This is a genomic window from Methylobacterium sp. J-078, assembly GCF_022829285.1.
In the GTDB taxonomy this organism is placed as follows: domain Bacteria; phylum Pseudomonadota; class Alphaproteobacteria; order Rhizobiales; family Beijerinckiaceae; genus Methylobacterium.
Genome location: NZ_JAKSYI010000025.1, coordinates 1 through 18,921, shown reverse-complemented (window position 1 = coordinate 18,921; position 18,921 = coordinate 1). Strand labels below are relative to the sequence as shown.

At 69.6% G+C, this 18,921-nt stretch carries 16 protein-coding genes; 6 read left to right on the top strand and 10 right to left on the bottom strand.

All coding sequences use genetic code 11. The annotated features are described in order from the left end of the window. The first annotated feature begins 200 nt into the window (after nt 1-200). Both MKK58_RS01605 and infA read left to right on the top strand, forming a co-directional pair. A complete protein-coding gene (locus MKK58_RS01605) occupies nt 201-1,343 on the top strand; it encodes a branched-chain amino acid ABC transporter substrate-binding protein (RefSeq protein ID WP_243910447.1) in 1,143 nt (380 codons plus the stop codon). A 226-nt stretch (nt 1,344-1,569) separates the two neighbouring features. Continuing rightward, entirely contained in the window at nt 1,570-1,842 is a 273-nt protein-coding gene (gene infA, locus MKK58_RS01600; RefSeq protein ID WP_056178999.1) for a translation initiation factor IF-1, read from the top strand. A 109-nt stretch (nt 1,843-1,951) separates the two neighbouring features. Here the strand turns inward: infA and MKK58_RS01595 are convergent, their stop codons facing one another. The 3 genes from MKK58_RS01595 to recO all read right to left on the bottom strand — a co-directional run bounded on the left by MKK58_RS01595 (nt 1,952) and on the right by recO (nt 5,331). Continuing rightward, nucleotides 1,952-2,188: a hypothetical protein gene (locus MKK58_RS01595; RefSeq protein WP_243910446.1), complete on the bottom strand. Its 237-nt coding sequence runs from the start codon at nt 2,186-2,188 to the stop codon at nt 1,952-1,954. A 99-nt stretch (nt 2,189-2,287) separates the two neighbouring features. Continuing rightward, nucleotides 2,288-4,537 carry a DNA topoisomerase IV subunit A gene (gene parC / locus MKK58_RS01590; protein WP_243910445.1) on the bottom strand — a complete coding sequence of 750 codons (2,250 nt, stop codon included), beginning with the start codon at nt 4,535-4,537 and terminating at the stop codon, nt 2,288-2,290. Nucleotides 4,538-4,590: 53 nt separating this feature from the next. Continuing rightward, complete coding sequence (gene recO / locus MKK58_RS01585) at nt 4,591-5,331, bottom strand: DNA repair protein RecO (RefSeq protein WP_243910444.1); 741 nt, start codon at nt 5,329-5,331, stop codon at nt 4,591-4,593. 131 nt (nt 5,332-5,462) lie between these two features. Here recO and MKK58_RS01580 point away from each other — a divergent pair, with 131 nt between their 5' ends. The 3 genes from MKK58_RS01580 (at nt 5,463) to MKK58_RS01570 (ending at nt 8,792) form a co-directional block, all read left to right on the top strand. Beyond that, on the top strand, nt 5,463-5,885 hold the full coding sequence (locus MKK58_RS01580; RefSeq protein ID WP_409565162.1) for a hypothetical protein: 423 nt from the start codon (nt 5,463-5,465) through the stop codon (nt 5,883-5,885). Between the two features lie 110 nt (nt 5,886-5,995). Beyond that, on the top strand, nt 5,996-6,730 hold the full coding sequence (locus MKK58_RS01575; RefSeq protein WP_243910443.1) for a gamma-glutamylcyclotransferase: 735 nt from the start codon (nt 5,996-5,998) through the stop codon (nt 6,728-6,730). A 64-nt stretch (nt 6,731-6,794) separates the two neighbouring features. Then, the gene (locus MKK58_RS01570) at nt 6,795-8,792 is read left to right on the top strand and encodes a methyl-accepting chemotaxis protein (RefSeq protein ID WP_243910442.1); all 1,998 of its coding nucleotides are present in this window, start codon (nt 6,795-6,797) and stop codon (nt 8,790-8,792) included. Between the two features lie 63 nt (nt 8,793-8,855). On the opposite strand, the gene dnaE is transcribed toward MKK58_RS01570, so the two are convergent. After that, on the bottom strand, nt 8,856-12,353 hold the full coding sequence (gene dnaE / locus MKK58_RS01565; RefSeq protein WP_243910441.1) for a DNA polymerase III subunit alpha: 3,498 nt from the start codon (nt 12,351-12,353) through the stop codon (nt 8,856-8,858). Between the two features lie 478 nt (nt 12,354-12,831). On the opposite strand from dnaE, the gene MKK58_RS01560 reads away from it, so the two are divergent. Next, complete coding sequence (locus MKK58_RS01560) at nt 12,832-14,082, top strand: glycosyltransferase (RefSeq protein WP_243910440.1); 1,251 nt, start codon at nt 12,832-12,834, stop codon at nt 14,080-14,082. An 18-nt stretch (nt 14,083-14,100) separates the two neighbouring features. Here MKK58_RS01560 and MKK58_RS01555 read toward each other — a convergent pair whose 3' ends face one another. The 6 genes from MKK58_RS01555 to MKK58_RS01530 form a co-directional block, all read right to left on the bottom strand. After that, the gene (locus MKK58_RS01555) at nt 14,101-14,814 is read right to left on the bottom strand and encodes an ABC transporter ATP-binding protein (RefSeq protein ID WP_243910439.1); all 714 of its coding nucleotides are present in this window, start codon (nt 14,812-14,814) and stop codon (nt 14,101-14,103) included. Nucleotides 14,815-14,885: 71 nt separating this feature from the next. Continuing rightward, nucleotides 14,886-16,190 carry a lipoprotein-releasing ABC transporter permease subunit gene (locus MKK58_RS01550; protein ID WP_243910438.1) on the bottom strand — a complete coding sequence of 435 codons (1,305 nt, stop codon included), beginning with the start codon at nt 16,188-16,190 and terminating at the stop codon, nt 14,886-14,888. A gap of 8 nt (nt 16,191-16,198) precedes the next feature. After that, nucleotides 16,199-17,524 (bottom strand): proline--tRNA ligase, encoded by a 1,326-nt coding sequence (gene proS / locus MKK58_RS01545; RefSeq protein WP_243910437.1) that lies wholly within the window; start codon nt 17,522-17,524, stop codon nt 16,199-16,201. A 446-nt stretch (nt 17,525-17,970) separates the two neighbouring features. After that, nucleotides 17,971-18,306 (bottom strand): DUF1467 family protein, encoded by a 336-nt coding sequence (locus MKK58_RS01540; protein ID WP_243910436.1) that lies wholly within the window; start codon nt 18,304-18,306, stop codon nt 17,971-17,973. Nucleotides 18,307-18,311: 5 nt separating this feature from the next. Continuing rightward, complete coding sequence (gene mce, locus MKK58_RS01535; protein ID WP_238280738.1) at nt 18,312-18,716, bottom strand: methylmalonyl-CoA epimerase; 405 nt, start codon at nt 18,714-18,716, stop codon at nt 18,312-18,314. Beyond that, nucleotides 18,713-18,921 (bottom strand): hypothetical protein (locus MKK58_RS01530; protein WP_243910435.1); only part of this gene is annotated, 209 nt, incomplete at its 5' end. The genes MKK58_RS01530 and mce, both read right to left, overlap by 4 nt.

Genomic DNA, 18,921 nt, shown 5'->3' with positions numbered 1-18,921 from the left:
CGCGGGTCGAGCCCGCGAACTTTAAAACACGTCTCGCTGAGGTAAGCTCCCGCGCCGCCGTGGCAATGCGGCGGTGCGGCGAGCGGGCACGCGGCGTGACTTCCCGCACCGACGGAGCGGGCTTATCCTGGGCGCCGGATCAGCCTGGGTCCGATCTCGTTCCCAGTGCCTTCGCCCCGAGAACCGGACCCACCGCGCCGATGCCAGCCCTCCCGTCCGCCTCACGCGCCGCGATCCTCGCCCTCGCGGCCTGCCTCGCCTGCGGCCACGCCGAGGCGCAGGTGCGGATCGGGCTGTCGGCGCCGCTCACCGGCCCGGACGCGGCCTTCGGACAGGGTCTGCGCCTCGGGGCGGAGCAGGCGGTGGCGGATCTCAACCGGGCGGGCGGCGTCAACGGGCAGCGCCTCGTCCTCGTGGTGGCGGACGATGCGGGCGACGGCAAGCAGGGCCTCGCGGTGGCCCAGCGCTTCGCGACCGAGCGGGTCGGTCTCGTCGTCGGCCCCTTCAATGCCGGGGCCGCCGGTCTGGCGCTGCCCGCCTACGCCGATGCGGGTATCGTCGCGATCCTGCCGGGGAGCGGCTTTCCGGGGCTGACGGCCAAGGGCCTCTGGAACGTCTTCCGCACCGTGCCGAACGACGGCGAGCAGGCCGCGGCGGCCGCCGCCTACCTCCTCCGGCGCCATCCCGGGCAGCGCATCGGCCTCGTTCACGACAAGAGCCCGTTCGGACGCGGCCTCGCCGAGGAAGTCGCCCGCCTCCTGAAGGCCCAGGGCCAGCCCGAGGTCGCCTTCGAGACCCTGCCGCGCGGCGAGCGGGACGCCGGCGCCCTCGTCGCGCGGCTGAAGCGGGCGCGGGTCGAGGCGGTCTATTTCGGCGGCCTCGGGGCCGAGGCGGCCCTGCTCCTGCGCGGCCTGCGGGAGGCCGGGCTGAACGTCCCCCTGGTGGGCAGCGACGGGCTCGCCGACCCGGCCTTCCCGCAGGCGGCCGGACCGGCGGCGGAGGGCACGGTGATGACCCTGTCGCCGGAGCCCCGGAAGCTGCCGGACCCGAAGGGCGCCCGGGTCCCCCGGACGCCCGAGGCCGATGCGGTGGCGGCAAGGGCGTATGCCGCGGTCGAGGTGCTGCGCCAGGGCGTGGAGGGTGCGCGGACCCCCGAGGCCCGGGCGGTCGCCGCCTACCTGCGCCAGGGCGGAACGGTCCGGACGCTCCTCGGCGAGGTCGCCTTCGACGGCAAGGGCGACCTCAGGGTCGATCCGCGCCGCCCCGCCTTCGGCCTGCAGGTCTGGCGGCGGACGCCGGACGGACGCATCGATTACGCGGGGAACGACGCCGACGCGCCGTGAGACCCGGGGGAGCCCATCCCCGGCGGGACCGCGGGCGCGCCACCATCGGGAAGGGTCGGACTCGGGAAATGCTTGCTTCCGGACCGCGCGGACATTATGTCGGGGCAACGCTCGCCGGTGTTGCGCATCCGATGGGATCGGACCCGCCGCCCGCCGCGTTTTGCCGAACGGCTTCGTTTTGTGTCCCGGGTCGCCCCTTTTCAGGCCGTCCGGCTGGAGAGTGTGGATGGCCAAAGAAGAGTTGATGCAGTTCGATGGTCTCGTGATCGAGATCCTGCCGGACGCGCGTTACCGCGTGCAGCTCGATCAGGGCCACGAGATCGTGGCCTACACGGCCGGCAAGATGAAGAAGAACCGCATCAAGACTCTGGCCGGCGACCGCGTCACCGTCGAGATGTCGCCCTACGACCTGGAAAAGGGCCGCCTCGTGTTCCGGCACAAGGACGAGCGTTCCTCGGGTCCCCGCCCGCCCATGCGCGGCCAGTTCCGCCGCCGCTGATCGTTTCGTGATATGGGGATGCCTCTCCGCCCGGGGAGGCGTTCATCAGGCATCGCTCACGTGAGCCTGAATGGTCCTGGCCCTCGTCGCATTGGGCTGGGCAATCTTTTCAAGGTCCGAGGATCTTGATGAAGGCCGCGCCCGCGCCGAACAGCGCAGCCCCGGCCGCCATTCCTGACAACGCGATCTGCCACGGCGCCAGCATCCGGTCACGCTCAAGCTTCATGGCTTCAGCCATGAGCTTCCTCTGCTCGGCAACGAATTTTTCACTTTCCTCACGCGCGCGCCGAATACGCCCGAGTTGCTCCTCGAGATCGGGCGTCAGCGGTGTCGCGGCATCGGCCATGGACGTCGTCTCTCGTCGCGTCGGAACAAGCTTCGAATATCGGCGCCCGGGCTGGTCGGATCAAGCGGGAGGCATCGCGTCCGGCCTCACCGACCCCTCCTACTTCCCGAACCGCTCGAATTTCGGGAAGCTGCGGGTCATCAGCGTGCCGGCCTCGGCCCGGTGACCCATCCACTTCTCCAGGATGCTCGCGTTGGCGAGGCGCGCCTCGCCGCCGGCCTCGCGCCAGGGCAGGCCCTCGGCGAGGGTGAAGACGTGGGCGTCGGTGAGCGTGGTCTGGCGGCAGCGCTGCAGGCGTACGCCCTTGCCGCGCACCATCTCGGGCAGTTCGCTTAAAGGGAACACCAGCATCAGCCGGTCGGCGCTGCACACGGCCACGTGGTCGCCGGCCGCCGGCACCAGCACGGCGGCCGTCGCCGGCGCGTCGAGGCCCATGATGCCCTTGCCCTTGCGGGTGTTGGCGACCAGCGCATCGGCCGGCGCCAGGAAGCCGCGCCCGTCGGTGGCCGCGACCAGGACCTTCGCGCCCGGCTGATAGGGGATGGCGGCGACGATCTCGGTGCCGTCGTCGAAATCCACCATGAGGCGGATCGGGTCGCCGAAGCCGCGCCCGCCGGGCAACTTGGCGGCCTCCAGGGTGAACACCTTGCCGTTCGAGGCGAGCACCAGGAGCTTGGCCGTGGTCTCGCTCGGGAAGGCGAGCTTCAACCCATCGTCCCCCTTGAAGGCGACGCCGGAGAGGTCGGCGACGTGGCCCTTGAGGGCGCGGATCCAGCCCTTGTTGGAGACGATCACCGTAATGGGCTCGCGCTCCACCATGGCGGCGGCAAAATCGATGCCGGCGGTGTCGGGCGGGTTCTCCAGGGTGGTGCGCCGGGCGCCGATCTTGGTCTCGGGGCCGAAGGTCTTCTTCACCGCGCGGATCTGTTTGGTGATGTCGGCCCATTGCAGCTTGTCGGAGCCGAGCAGGCCTTCGATCCCGTCCTTCTCCAACGTCAGCGCGTCGAGCTCGCGCTTCATCTCCATCTCCTCGAGCTTGCGCAAGGAGCGCAGGCGGGTGTCGAGGATGGCGTTGGCCTGCACTTCGGTGAGCTCGAAGCGCTTCATCAGGGCGGGCTTCGGCTCGTCCTCCTCGCGGATGATGCGGATCACCTCGTCGAGGTCGAGATAGACGATGAGCAGGCCGCCCAGGATCTCCAGGCGCCGATCGATCTGGCCGAGACGGTGGCGCGAGCGGCGCTGGAGCACGACGCGGCGGTGGTCGAGCCACTCGCGCAGAGCCTCGGCGAGGCCGATGACGCGGGGCACGAGCCCGCCCACCAGCACGTTCATGTTGAGCGAGATGCGCGATTCGAGCTCGGTGAGCCGGAACAGCGATTCCATCAGGATGACGGGGTCGACGTTGCGGGCGCGCGGCTCCAGCACGATGCGCACGTCCTCCGCCGATTCGTCGCGCACGTCGGCGAGCAGCGGGAGCTTGCGCTCCTGCAGCAGCTCGGCGAGCTTCTCGATCAGGCGGGCCTTCTGGACCCCGTAGGGGATCTCCGTGACTACGATGGTCCAGGTGCCGCGCCCCAGATCCTCCTTCGCCCAGCGGGCGCGCACCCGAAAGCCGCCGCGCCCGGTGCGGTAGGCCTCGGTGATCGATTCGGCGCTGTCGATGAGGATGCCGCCGGTGGGAAAGTCCGGCCCCTTCACGAAGGTGAGGAGCTGGGCCGAGGTCGCCTCCGGATGGGTGATGAGGTAGAGGGCCGCGTCGCAGAGCTCGGCCGCGTTGTGGGGCGGGATCGAGGTCGCCATGCCGACCGCGATGCCCTGGCTGCCGTTGGCGAGCAGGTTCGGGAAGGCGGCGGGGAGCACCACCGGCTCCTCCTCCTGCCCGTCGTAGTTCGGGCGGAAATCCACCGAATCGTCGTCGAGGCCTTCGAGGAGGAGGCGCGCCACCTCCGTCATCCGGGCCTCGGTGTAGCGCTGGGCGGCGGCGTTATCGCCGTCGATGTTGCCGAAATTGCCCTGCCCGTCGACGAGCGGGTAGCGCTGCGCGAAGTCCTGCGCCATGCGCACCAGGGCGTCGTAGGCCGCCGTGTCGCCGTGGGGGTGATACTTGCCGATGACGTCGCCGACGATGCGGGCGCATTTCTTGAAGGCCGAGGTCGGGTCGAGCTTCAGGAGCCGCATGGCGAACAGGATGCGGCGGTGCACGGGCTTGAGCCCGTCGCGGGCATCCGGCAGCGCCCGGTGCATGATCGTCGAGAGCGCGTAGGCGAGGTAGCGATCCTCCAGCGCGGTCTTCAGCTCGACGCTCTCGATGCCGTCGGGACTCGATGGCGGCTCGAAGGGCTGGCCCATGGCGAACTCCCGGGCCGCAGGGGACCCAAATCAGAACAAAACACGAACGAGATTTAGGCGGTCCGCGTGCCCAATGCAACGAAGCGCGCGCGCTCGGCCGAGGCCGGAATCGCGCGCGGCCCCCAGATGTGCTGGTCGAGGAAATACCCCGTCAAGGTAAACCCCTCGGTAACGGCCCGGGCGTCCGGTGTCATCGGCAGAAGCGCGCCGGGCTCGCGGGCGCGGAGAAACTCGGGTAGGGCCAGGAGTTTGTCGCGATAGGGCTCGCCGGCCGAGGCGCTCACCGCCCGGCCGCTGCGGGGCGAGACGTAGATCAGCGCGTCGTTGCCCCCCGTGGCCGCGCAGGCCGAGAGGTCGAGCCCGAAGCCGAGTTCGGCCAGGATCGCGAGTTCGAACCGCACCATCAGGGGCGGGGCGATGTCGGCATCGTGCAGATGGGTGACGAGGAGGCCCGCCGCCGCGAAGAGTTCGGGATGGGGATCGCGCTCGGGCAGCAGGCGCAGCAGCCCGGCGAGGTGGCTCATGCCGTAGAGGGCAAGGCCGGAGCCCATCAGCCGGGCGGCGGCGGATTCGACGGGCTCGACCGCGAAGGCGCCGAGACTCTCGTCGAGGCGGGCCCTCCAGGTGGCCTGGACCCGGTTGCCCGCCTGGAGCACCGGCTGCATCCGGCGCGAGCGGCCGCCATGCACGAGGCCGAGATGCCGGCCATGGTCCCGGGTCATGAGTTCGAGGATGACGCTGGTCTCGCCCTGCCGGCGCAGGCCGAGCACCAAGCCTTCGTCGGTCCATTGCATCGGCCTGTCTTAGGGCGCCGCCGGCAGGTTGCAAACGTGGCGGGACAGCGCCGATTGCAGCCGGGAAAAGACTCGCGCAGGGCGGGAATACGGCTAGGCTTGCCGGACTTGCGAATCGAGGTCGGCCGCCTGTGTCATTTTCTCTCCGCTGCGGGCGCGGCCTGCGCCCGGCGCTTCTTGCGGTCATGCTCGCCTCCGGCCTCGCCGGTTGCGGCCCCCGCGCGGGGCTTACCGCCCCCTCCCCCACCGCGTCCCTGAACGAGCGCCTCGCCGCCCTGGCCCTGCGGCAGACCGCGTTCGGCGCCGTCTCGCTGATCCCGGTGCGGTTCGAGCACAGCCGGGTCTCGAAGCCGTTCGCCGACGAGGGGCGCACGCTCTACTGCGTGTCGAGCCGGATGAAGGGGCGCACCTTCGGCAAGGCCGAGCGGCCCAAGGTGGTGATCCAGGACAAGGCCGGCATCCTCGCGATCGTGGACGATGACACCGAAGTCTGCGAGGGCCACCGCACCGATCCGCTGCCGGAACTCGAGACGCTGGCGAACGCCAGGAACTGAGGCCGCCGGAGACGGCCGGACGCCCCTCGGCGGGGCGGCGCCGTTCGACCCGGGAACGCGACGGGCGCCGGCCGCTTGCACGACGGCGTTCGCGATGGTTCGTTGGAGCCATGCCGGCCCCCGTTCTCGACCTCAGCCTCGACCTCATCGCCCGCGCGCATCCGAGCCCGGTGGCCGACGACGCCACGGCGCTGGCCCTGCTCAGCGACGCCGAACTTCGTCCCGGTCTCGCCGCCGCCCTGGCGGCCCGCCCGATGCCCGCCGAAGGGCTCTGGGTGTTCGGCTACGGCTCACTGATCTGGCGGCCGGAATTCGCCTATTCGGAGCGCCGCGTCGGGACGGTCCACGGCTATCACCGGCGGTTCTGCCTCCTGCAGCGGCGGTTCCGCGGCAGCGTCGAGCGGCCCGGCCTGGTCCTGGCGCTGGATGCGGGCGGCTCGTGCGAGGGCGTCGCCTTCCGGCTCACCGGGCCGGAGGCCGCCGAGACCCTGATGCCGGTCTGGCGCCGCGAGATGCGCGGCAACGGCTATCTCGGGCGCTGGGTGCCGGTGGAGACGGCGGCCGGCACGGTCCAGGCCCTCACCTTCCTGGTGAACCCGGAGAGCGACCGCTACACCGGCTCCCTCTCCGAGGCGGCGATCGCCGACGTGATCGCCACCGGCGCCGGGCATCTGGGGCCCAGTGCCGAGTACCTGCTGCGCACGGTGGCCGCCTGTCTGCAGGAGGGCATCCACTGCCCGCACCTGCTGGGCGTCCAGGCACTGGTCGCCGAGCGCCTGCGCGCCCGCCTGTCGCCGCATGATGCACCATCCGAGGCAATCGTCCGTGACCGTTCCGTCACATAACCCTTAATTAGTGCCTTTATGGGAGAGTAGACGCTCAGAATACAAATAAATAGGAACACAGTCGATGAAATTCGGCATCAGGTCTCGCCTCTATGCAGGCTTCGGTAGTCTGATGTTGATTACCGGCGGCCTCGGGCTCTTCGCCCAGTATCAGCTGTCATCCGTCGTCGACGATTACACGCGCCGCGCGGTTCTGGACGAAGGCGCGCGTAACGTCTTCTCGGTCAATGGCCTCGGTGAACGCCTGTCAGGGCTGGCACTGGATTTCCAGGCGACGCAGGCCCCCGCCCGCCTCGGGCAGATGGAGCAGGCGCGCCAGGCCATGACCGATCTGCTGCAGCGGCAGGTCGAGATCGCCCTGTCGGACGAGCGGCGCGCGACCTATGCCAGCATGCGCGACCAGACGCGGGCCATCCAGGACGACATCCAACGCCTGGGTCGGGCCGGCCAGATGCTGGCCGAGAGCAAGGACAAGCTGTTCAAGATCGGCGATGCGCTGACGCGTGCGAGCACCACGCTGCTGTCGGAGGTGCGCCACAAGGGGAACGCCGCGCAGGTCGCCCAGGCTGCGAACATCGAGAGCGCCGTGCTCCTGATGCGGGTCGCCAACTGGCGCTTCCTGGCTACCCGCGACCCGCAGGGACCCGCGACCTTCGCGGCCCAGAGCGTCAAGGTCGAGGCCGCCCTCAAGGCCCTGCGGGACCTCGACGCGAGCGGCGAGTTCGGTTCGGCGACCCGGCTGCTGCAGGAGACCGTCGCGTCCTACATCGGCGCCTTCAACGGTGCGGTCGCCGCCATCGAGGCGACGCGCGTGGCCTACGACGACACCATCAAGCCGCACATGGCGTCGGTCGAGCAGGCGGGGCTCGCGGTGCGCAGCAAGATCGAGGCGGCCGTGGCCGAGATCGCGGCCACCACCGAGGCGAGCGTGAGCCGGGCCCGCGTGATCCAGATGACCCTGATCGCCCTGGCCCTCGCGCTGGGCGGCGCCCTCGCCGTGCTGATCGCACGCAGCATCATCGGCCCGATCTCCGGCATGACCCGGGCGATGAGCCGGCTCGCCGCCGGCGAGACCCAGATCACGGTTCCCTCGCAGGACGCGGTGGACGAGATGGGCCGAATGGCGGGGGCCGTCGACGTGTTCCGGCAGAACGCGATCGCGCGCATCGAACTCGAGGCGCAGCAGGTCTCGGAGCAATCCGCCCGGCAGCGCCGCGCCGACCGCGTTGATCAGCTCGTGCGCGGCTTCGAAGAGAACATTGCGGGTGCCATCGGCATCGTCACCGCGGCGGCGACCGAACTCGACGCCACGGCCCGTTCCATGACCCAGGTGGCCGACAGCACCAACGGCCAGGCGATCGCGTCGAGCGCCGCTGCCGAGGAGACCTCCGCGAACGTGCAGACCGTGGCGGCGGCCGCCGAGGAGATGGTGGCCTCGCTTCACGAGATCGAGCGTCAGGTGCAGCAATCCAGCAGCGCCGCCGGTGCCGCCGCCCGCGAGGCGGAGGCAACGAACGCCTCGATGGCGAGCCTGACCCACGCGGCCGAGAAGATCGGAGAGGCGGTGACGCTCATCTCCAGCATCGCCAGCCAGACCAATCTCCTGGCGCTCAACGCCACCATCGAGGCGGCGCGGGCCGGCGAGGCGGGTCGGGGCTTCGCGGTGGTCGCCGCCGAAGTGAAGGAGCTCGCGGGCCAGACCGCGCGGGCGACCGATCAGATCGCCGGTCAGATCACCGCCATCCAGCAGGCCACCGCCCAATCCGTCGCGGCGATCCGGCAGATCGGGCAGACCATCGTGTCGGTCAATTCCATCACCGGAAGCATCGCCGACACGGTGGAGCAGCAGACGGCGGCCACGAGCGAGATCTCGCGCAATGCGGCCGAGGCCGCCCGCGGCACTCAGGAGGTCTCGGTGAACGTCACCCGCGTCCTCGCCTCCTCCGCTGAGACGGGCTCCGCCGCCCAGCAGGTGCTCGCGGCGGCCGGCGAACTCGCGACCCAATCGGTGAACGTGCGGTCCGAGGTTGAGGACTTCCTCGCCGCGATCCGGGCGGCCTGACGTTCGCGGCGGCTCGCTCGGGTTTAGCAACCCGGGCGAGCCGCGCAGGGAGGCTACCGGCCCTCAGTTCACGTCCACCTGCACCACCCCCGGGACCGCCCGGATGGCGCCCGCGATCTGCGGGGTGGCCTGGTACTTGCCCGGCAGCTTGACCTCGACCTCGCGGTCGCCGTCGAGGAGGAGGATCAGCGAGACCTCGCCCTCGCCGCGAACCTGAAGGCGCTGCTGGACGCTCGGGATCGGGCGCTCGTCCTTCAGGTAGACGCGCATCCCTTTCTGGTGGCGGGCCACCGCCACGTCGAGGGGCTCGGCGGTCATGATGCGGGCGCGCACGTCCTCGCCCTCCAGGTTGGCCTGGAGCTGGAGCACCAGGGGGCGGCCCGGCTCCAGGATCTCGCGGTACTGGCCGAGGCCTTCCGAGAAGATGATCGCCTCGAAATGCCCGGTCTGGTCCGACAGGATGACGATGCCGAGCTTGTTGCCGGTCTTGGTCCGGCGCTCGGAGCGGTCGAGGACGGAGGCGGCCACCCGCCCCACGCTGGTGGTGCCCGCGCGCACCGCCCGGCAGAACTCGGCCCAGGTCTGGACCCTGAGCTTGCCCAGGAGGTCGCCGTACTCGTCCAGCGGATGGCCCGACAGGAAGAAGCCGATCGCCTCGTATTCCTTCTTCAGCTTGTCGGCCATGGGCCAGGGATCGTGGGGCGGCACCCGCAGGGTCACGTCGGCGGCGGTGATGCCCCCGAACATGTCCTCGATGCCGGTACTGGCCGCCTCCGCCGCCCCTTGCGCGAGCTTCATCATCGGCTCGATGGCCGCACAGGCCCGGGCGCGATCCGGCTCGATCGTGTCCATGGCGCCGGCCGCCACGAGGTTCTCCAGGGTGCGCTTGTTGAGCATGCGCGGGTTGAGCCGGCGCGCGAGGCAGGCGAGGTCCTTGAACGGCCGGTCGCCCCGCGCCTCGATCAGGGCCTCGACGGCGCCGCGCCCGACGCCCTTGATCGCCGCCAGCGCGTAGTGGATGCGGCCCTCGCGCACCTCGAAGCCAACACCGGAGGTGTTGATGGAGGGGGGCTCCACGGCGATTCCGAGGCGCTGGGCGTCCTGGCGGAACTCGGCGAGCTTGTCGGTGACGTCGATGTCGAGCTGCATCGCGGCGGCCAGGAACTCCACCGGATGGTTCGCCTTGAGATAGGCGGTCTGGTAGGTCAGCAGGGCGTAGGCGGCGGCGTGTGACTTGTTGAAGCCGTAATCGGCGAACTTGGCGAGCAGGTCGAAGATCTCGTCGGCCTTGGCCTTGGTGAGATCGCGCTCGATGCAACCCTTCACGAAGCGGTCGCGCTGCGCGTCCATCTCGGCCTTGATCTTCTTGCCCATGGCGCGGCGGAGCATGTCGGCCTCGCCGAGCGAGTAGCCGGCCAGGACCTTGGCCACCTCCATCACCTGTTCCTGGTAGACGATGATGCCGAAGGTCTCGCGCAGGATCGGCTCCAGCTTCTCGTGCGGGTACCAGCTCGCCTCGTTGCCGGCGTCGCGCCCGAGCTTGCGCTCGCAGTAGACCGGGATGTTGGCCATCGGGCCCGGGCGGTAGAGGGCCACGAGGGCGATGATGTCCTCGAAACGGTCGGCCTGCATCTCGACCAGCGCCTTGCGCATGCCCGCCGATTCCACCTGGAACACACCGACCGTCTCGCCGCGCTTCATCGGCAAGTACGTGGCCTCGTTGTCGAGGGGCAGCGAGGCGAGATCGACGATGATGCCGCGCTTGGCCAGGAAGTCCGTGCAGCAGCGCAGGAGCGTCAGGGTCTTCAGGCCCAGGAAGTCGAACTTCACGAGGCCCGCGTTCTCGACCCACTTCATGTTGAACTGGGTCACCCGCATGCCCGTCTTCGGGTCGCGGTAGAGGGGCACCAGTTCTTCCAGGGGCCGGTCGCCGATGACCACGCCGGCGGCGTGGGTCGAGGCGTGCCGGTGCAGGCCCTCGAGCTTCTTCGAGATCTCCATGAGGCGGGCGACGATGGGCTCCTCCTCGATGGCCTGCTGGAGCTTCGGCTCGCCCTCGATGGCCTGGACCAGGGTGACGGGGTTGGCCGGGTTCTGGGGCACGAGCTTGGTCAGCTTGTCGACCTGCCCATAGGGCATCTCCAGGACGCGGCCGACGTCGCGCAGCACGCCGCGGGCGAGCAGCGTACCGAAGGTGATGATCTGCGCCACCTGCCGCTCGCCGTAGCGCTGCTGCACGTATTGGATGACGCGCTCGCGGCCCTCGACGCAGAAATCGATGTCGAAATCCGGCATCGAGACGCGCTCGGGGTTCAGGAAGCGCTCGAACAGCAGCCCGAAGCGGAGCGGGTCGAGATCGGTGATGAGGAGCGACCACGCCACCAGGGAGCCGGCGCCCGAGCCGCGCCCCGGCCCCACCGGGATGTCGTGGTCCTTGGCCCACTTGATGAAGTCCGACACGATGAGGAAGTAGCCGGGAAACTTCATGCCAACGATGACGTCGAGCTCGAAGGCGAGCCGGTCGCGGTAGACCTGTTCGGTCATCCCCGGCGCGGTGCCGTGCTGGGTCAGACGCAGTTCGAGGCCGGCTTGCGCCTGCCGTCGCAGTTCCGCCGGCTCGTCGAGGGGCGGAGCGGCCTCGATCTCGGGGGCGGCCGCGTCGAGGGCGGCCACGACGCCGAAATTGGGCAGGATCGGCTTGCGGGTGCGCACGCGATAGGCGCAGCGCATGGCGATCTCGACGGTGGCCTGGAGCGCGTCCGGCAGATCGGCGAAGAGCTTGGCCATCTCCGCCCGCGAGGTGAAGCCGTGGCGCGGGGTCAGCTTGCGGCGGCGTTCGTCCGAGACGAGGCGTCCATCCGCGATGGCCAGCAGGGCGTCGTGGGCGTCGTAATCGCCCGTCTTGGCGAAGAACGGCTCGTTGGCCGCCACCACCGAAAGACCGTTGGACTCGGCAAGACGGAGCAATTCCCGCTCCACCATGCGCTCGTCGGGCAGGCCGTGGCGCAGGATCTCGACGTAGAGGCTGTCCTCGCCGAAGGCGGCCTTGAGCTGCGCCAGGCGCTTTGCGGCCAACTCGGCCCGACCCATGCGCAGAGCACAGTCGAGGGGCCCGGTGGAGCCGCCCGTGAGCGCGATCAGGCCCCGGCTCGATTCGGCCAGGGCCGCGACGTCGACGCGGGGCGAATCGCCGAGCGCGCCATCGAAATAGGCGCGGCTCGCCAGCCGCAGCAGATTGCCATAGCCGGCCTCGTCCTGGGCCAGCAGCACGATGTTGGCGTTGCCGGCCTGCGCCTGGGCCACGCGGGCCATGGGGTCGGGCGCCTCGAAGGCGACGGTGAGCTGGATGCCCGCGATGGGCTGGATGCCGGCGCCCGCGGCCTTCTCGGAGAATTCCAGGGCCCCGAACAGGTTGTTGGTGTCGGTGAGCGCCAGCGCCGGCTGCTGGTCGGCCGCCGCGGCCTTCACGAGATCGCCGACCTTCAGGGCGCCCTCGAGCAGGGAATAGGAGGAATGGGCGTGAAGGTGGACGTAGCCGGGGTCTTTGAGGATGCGTGCCATGGGACCTCAACAGCCCGAGTCGTGGTTTCCAATCCATGAGAAACCGGAGCGCGGATGCCTTCGGCTGTGGACTGGCCGCATCCTGTGCCCCTGGCGCAACGCTACCGCAAGGGCGACAGGGCGATGGCCCAGGCGGCGATCGATACCGCCAGCAATCCAAAGGCCATGAACTCGACCGCGCCCGTCAGGATCATTCGCTTGAACATCGGCCTCGCCTCCCGTTGACGTGCCGATCTTTGTTCCTGTTTTGTTCTATGTAAAGCCTATAACGAGCGTCCTCCGTCGCATGGTTAAGGGTTTACGCGGGCGGCGCGTGGTGGCCGACGCTCCCGCGCAAACTGGTTGAATGATGCACTATTCTCTTATCAATTGTTATATATCACGAATAGGTGAGTCATTCACTGCATTTTGATTGAAAATTCGCCTCAGAGAAGTATATTACATCCGAGCCGGGGAGTACCCGCACGGACCGCTCCAGATGCAGATCCACCTCGTGGCCGTCGGTTCACACGGAGACGTCCTACCCATCCTCGCCCTCGGCGTGGAACTGATTCGCCGCGGGCACGGCGTCGTCCTCGCCGCTCCCGCTCCCTTCGAAGGGCTGGCCCGCCGCGCCGGCGTACCGTTCCACGGGCTCGGTACGCGCGCCGCCTACGAGCGGGCGATGCGGGAGCCGGACCTCTGGCACCCACGCCGTGGGGTCGGCACTCTGTTCGGCGGCTTGTCGGACCTCACCGAGCAGACCTACCATTGGCTGGCGCAACAGCATCGACGCCTGCGCGGGAGCCTCGTGGTGGCCTCCAGCCTCAGCCTCGGTGCGCGGATCGCGCAGGAGAAACTCGGCCTGAACCTCATCACCGTCCACGCCATGCCGCTCCTGGTGGAGAGCCGGCACGCCGCACCGCTCCTGCCGGGCCTCGGGCTCGCCGGGCTGATGCCCTCCCGGGTGCGCCACTGGCTCGGGCGGGGAGCGGACCGCTACCTCATCGGCCCGGCCGCCCTGCCGCCCCTGAACGCCCTGCGCGCACGCCTCGACCTCGGTCCGGTGCGTCGGCTCCGCTATTGGTGGAACAGCCCCTCCCGGGTGCTGCTGATGTTCCCGGACTGGTTCGCGGCGCCCCAGCCGGATTGGCTGCCCCAGGCGGTGCAGACCGGCTTTCCGATCGTGGACCGGCTCGGCGACGCGCAGACCCTGAGCCCGGAGCTGGAATCCGTCCTGGCCGAGGGATCACCGCCCCTGGTCTTCACCTACGGCTCGGCCATGCGGAAGGCGCAGCGCTTCTTCTCGACCGCGGTCGCCCTGTGCGAGCACATGGGCCGGCGCGGCATCCTGCTCTCGCCGCAGGACGGGCAGGTGCCGCCCGACCTTCCCGCGGGCGTGATCCACGTGCCCTACGCGCCCTTGAGCGCGCTCCTGCCGCGCAGCGCCGCCCTGATCCATCACGGCGGCATCGGCACCGTGGCGCAGGCCCTGGCGGCGGGCACGCCCCAGCTCATCGTGCCCGTGGCCTTCGATCACTTCGACGAGGCGGAGCGGGTCCGGCGCCTGGGGCTCGGCGCGAGCCTGAGCCGGCGCCGCTTCACACCGGCGCGCGCGGCGCGGCGGCTCGACAGCCTGCTCGCCTCGCCGGAGGTCGCCCGGCGCTGCCGCCAGGTCCGCGAGCGCATGGCGGGGGAGGACGGCGTGTCCTCCGCCTGCGACCGCATCGAGGCGATGCTCACCGGCTGACGCGGCCGCCTTACGGGATCAGGGCAATTGCTCGATCAGGCCGTCGCGGATGGTCACGCGCCGGTCCATGCGGGCGGCGAGCTCCATGTTGTGCGTGGCGATCAGCGCCGCGAGGCCGGAGGCGCGCACCAGCGAAACCAGGATGCCGAAGACGTGGGCAGCGGTGTGCGGGTCGAGGTTGCCGGTGGGCTCGTCGGCGAGCAGCAGGCGCGGACCGTTGGCGACGGCGCGGGCGATGGCGACCCGCTGCTGCTCGCCGCCGGACAGTTCGGCCGGCCGGTGTACGAGGCGCTCCTTCAGGCCGAGGAAGCTGAGGAGCTCCGTCGCCCTCAGCCTGGCCTCGCGGTTCGAGAGGCCCCGGATGAGCTGGGGCATGACCACGTTCTCGAGGGCCGAGAACTCGGGCAGCAGGTGATGGAACTGGTAGACGAAGCCCATCTCCTCGCGGCGCAGGCGGGTGCGCTCGCCATCCGCCAGGGCGGCGGTCGGCATGCCGCCGATATAGACCTCTCCGCCATCCGGACGTTCCAGCAGGCCGGCGAGGTGCAGGAGCGTGCTCTTGCCCGCCCCCGAGGGGGCCACCAGGGCGACGAGCTCGCCGGGCCAGATCGCGAGGTCGGCGCCGCGCAGGATCTCAAGGGCGCCGGCCCCTTGCGCGTAGCGGCGCTCCACCTTGGCGAAGAACAGGGCCGGGACCGGCTGCGCGCCGGGCGCCTCGGCATTCGTGGTCATGGGTGTCCTCGTGTCGGGCTCATGATTCCGGACCCGCCGCTCCGGACCCTGAGCGATCCGGGGCGATGGCGTCAGCCGTAGCGCAGGGCCTGCACCGGATCGAGCCGGGCGGCGCGCCATGAGGGGTACAGCGTCGCGATCAGCGACAGGGCGATGGAGGTGACGACCACCACGGTGATCTCGTTGGCGTTCATCTCGGCCGGGATCTCGGCGAGGAAGCGCACGGTCGGATCCCAGGCGGAGGGGAACAGCACCCGCTGGATGCCCTTGATGTTCATCGTGATCAGGACGCCCAGGGCCAGACCGCTCAGGGTGCCGACGACGCCGATCAGCGCGCCGTTGATGAGGAACACCCGCATGATGGTGCCGGGCGTCGCCCCCATGGTCCGCAGGATGGCGATGTCGCTCGACTTGTCGCGCACCAGCAGGATCAGCCCCGAGATGATGTTCAGGGTCGCCACAACGACGATCAGGCTGAGGATGAGGAACATCACGTTCCGCTCCACCTCCAGGGCGCCGAAGAAGGTCCGGTTGCGCTGACGCCAGTCGGTGAGGAGCACCGGGCGCTCGGCGGCCATCTCGAGGTCGGGCCGCATGGCCGCCACGGTCTCGGCGTTGTCCAGATAGATCTCGATCAGGCTGACATCGGCGTCCCGGTTGAAGAAGGCCTGCGCCTCCGAGAGCGGCATGAACACGAAGGTCGAGTCGAACTCGGTCATGCCGATCTCGAAGATCGCCTTGACGGTGTAGCCCTTGGTGCGCGGCGCGGTGCCGAAGGGGGTCGAGGCGCCCTTCGGGGTGAGCAGGTTGAGCTGGTCGCCGGCCTGGACGCCGAGGGATTCGGCGAGCCGCCGGCCCAGGGCGACGCCCGACCCGTCGTCGAAGCCCTCCAGGGTGCCGCCCTTGATGTTGTCCGCGATGGCGCCGATCTTCGTCAGGTCCTCGCCCCGGATGCCCCGGACCAGCACGCCGCTGCCCGCCCCGCCGAAGGGCGAGGAGGCGAAGGCCTGCCCCTCGACCAGGGGAATCGCCGCGCGAACCCCGGCGACCTTGGACAGGCGCTCGGAGAGGTCGGCGTAATCCGTGAAGAGCTTGTCGATCGGCGAGACGAAGACGTGGCCGTTGATGCCCACGATCTTCGACAGGAGCTCGGTCCGAAACCCGTTCATCACCGAGAGCACGATGATCAGCGTGGCCACCCCGAGGGTGATGCCCAGCAGCGAGAAGAACGCCACCACGGAGACGCCGCCGCCGCGCCGCCGCGCCCGCAGATAGCGCCCCGCGATGATCCACTCGAAACCGGCGAAGGGCGGCGTGCTCCCACGCCTGAACCGGGCGCGGAGTCCCGCCAGCCTGTCCGTCAGGGCCCCCGCCATGATGCGCCTCAGATCCGCTTCAGGCGGGAGAGGAGGTCGATCGGCGCGATGGTCTCGCGCTCACCCCCGGCCCGGCGCTTGAGCTCGACCTTGCCCTCGGCGAGGCCGCGCGGCCCGACGATGACCTGCCAGGGCAGGCCGATGAGGTCGGCGGTGGCGAACTTGGCGCCCGGGCGCTCGTCGCGGTCGTCGTAGAGCACGCTGAGGCCGGCGGCCTCGAGCGTCGTCTGGATCTCCGCGCAGGCGGCATCGGTGGCGGCGTCGCCGGTCTTCAGGTTGATCAGCGCGACGTCGAAGGGCGCCACCGCGTCGGGCCAGACGATGCCGGCCTCGTCGTGGGAGGCCTCGATGATCGCCGCCACCAGCCGGCTCGGGCCGATGCCGTAGGAGCCCATGTGGACCGGGCGCTCGACGCCGTCGGGGCCGGTGACCTTGGCGCCCATCGGCTCGGAATACTTGGTGCCGAAGTAGAAGATGTGCCCGACCTCGATGCCGCGCGCGGCCATCTGCTTGTCGGCCTGCACCTCGGCGAAGGCCGCCGGCTCGTGCATCTCGGAGGTGGCGGCGTAGAGCGACGTCCAGCGGTCGACGGTGCCCTGGAGCCCGGCGACGTCCTCGAAATCGGTGGTGACGGGCGGAATCTCGAAGTCGAGGTACTGGCTGTCGCAGTAGACTTCGCTCTCGCCGGTCTGGGCCAGGATGATGAACTCGTGGCTGAGATCGCCACCGATCGGGCCCGTATCGGCCCGCATGGGGATCGCCTTGAGGCCGAGGCCCGCGAAGGTGCGCAGGTAGGCCACGAACATCCGGTTGTAGGCGTGGCGGGCGGCGGCCTGGTCGATGTCGAAGGAATAGGCGTCCTTCATCAGGAACTCGCGCGAGCGCATGGTGCCGAAGCGCGGCCGGACCTCGTCGCGGAACTTCCAGGAGATCTGATAGAGGTTCTTGGGCAGGTCCTTGTAGGACCGCACGCTACCGCGAAAAATCTCGGTGACGACCTCCTCGGCGGTGGGCCCGAACAGCATCTCGCGGTCGTGGCGGTCGGCGATGCGGAGCATCTCCTTGCCGTAGGCCTCGTAGCGGCCGGATTCCCGCCAGAGCTCGGCCGACTGGATGGTCGGCATCAGGATCTCGATGGCGCCCGCCCGGTCCTGCTCCTCGCGAATGACCGCGCAGACCTTGTTCAGGACCCGCAGACCCAGCGGCAGCCACGCGTAGATGCCGGCGGCTTCCTGACGCACGAGCCCCGCGCGCAGCATGAGGCGGTGGGAGACGATCTCGGCCTCCTTGGGCGTCTCGCGCAAGGTCGGCAGGAAGTAGCGGGAGAGACGCATGGGAGGCCCTGGAAACAGCGCGCCAGCGGGTCGGCGGCACGCTGGGGCACACAACACATTGCACCGGGAAAAGACAAGCGTGGCTGGACGATACGGGAAGCGGGCGTGGCTTTTGGACATCGTCCCACCGGGGCCCGCGCGAGCCCCTTCCGCCGTTCCGGTAGAAAAGCGCAGGAATATCTCACAGGGGAGGTGACAATGAGAATTGTTGTTCCTATAAGCGCCTCCGTGATGGACGCGCCGCCAAGCAGCGGCGCCGCACGGTCCGAGTCTCGGGAGGAATTTCAGCCGCCACGCCGTAAGCAATGCGTGAGACAATCGAGGCTGAGCCAGTTACCATCTTCATAAAGCAAGGCTTAGGCCTTGCTTTTTTTATGTCCGATCAGCGAGCAAGCCTTTCACGGACGCGCGTTCATAGAAGTCGACGTCGCCCCGGGATGTCTGCGTCAGAGTCCGGCCAGTTCGAATACCTGGATCGCCAGCAGGAAGACCACGCTCGACAGGAGCGTGGTGAGGATGGCCTTCTCGCGCAGGCGTGGGGCAGCCGGCGCGCCCGGGTCCTGTCCCGGCACGATGCGCGCCGGGTCGTCCTCGACCTGATTGCGCAGGGGCAGGATGACGAAGAGCAGCGTCCACCAGACCACGAAATAGAGCGCCATGGCGCCGAACACCGTGAGCTTGAACAGGCTCACGGCCAGCGCGACGACGGCGGCCAGCACCAGGGCGATCACCGCGAGGGTGCGCAGGGTGGTGGCGGCCAGGGCCTGGAGGACGGGACCCATCCGGCTCAGACCTGCTCCAGCTCGACCAGGGTGCCGAGAAAGTCCTTCGGATGGAGGAACAGCACGGGCTTGCCGTGGGCGCCGATCTTCGGCTCGCCGGTGCCGAGGACGCGGGCGCCCTGGGCCTTGAGCTTGTCGCGGGCCACGATGATGTCGTCGACCTCGTAGCAGACGTGGTGGACGCCGCCATTGGGGTTGCGCTCGACGAAGCTCTCGATCGGCGAGCCCTCGCCCAGCGGCGACATCAGTTCGACCTTGCTGTTGGGCAGGTTCACGAAGACCACCGTGACCCCATGCTCGGGCTGCGGCAGCGGCTCGGTGACCGTGGCCCCGAGGGTGTCCCGGTAGATGGCGCAGGCGGCGTCGAGATCGCGGACCGCGATGGCGACGTGATTCAGGCGTCCGATCATGGTTTGCTCCCCTTCGAAAAATCCGCGACGCAAACAATCCCTCTCCCCCCTACGGGAGAGGGTTCGTAGGGCTTCAGCACCGAGTTCGCGATGGCATCAAGCCTGTACCCCCGGTACTGACCCGTGCCGCCGTCGATGCTCGCTTCCGTGATGATCCCGGCCTTGCCGTAGCCGACCACCTGCACGGCGTGGCGGTTGCCATCGT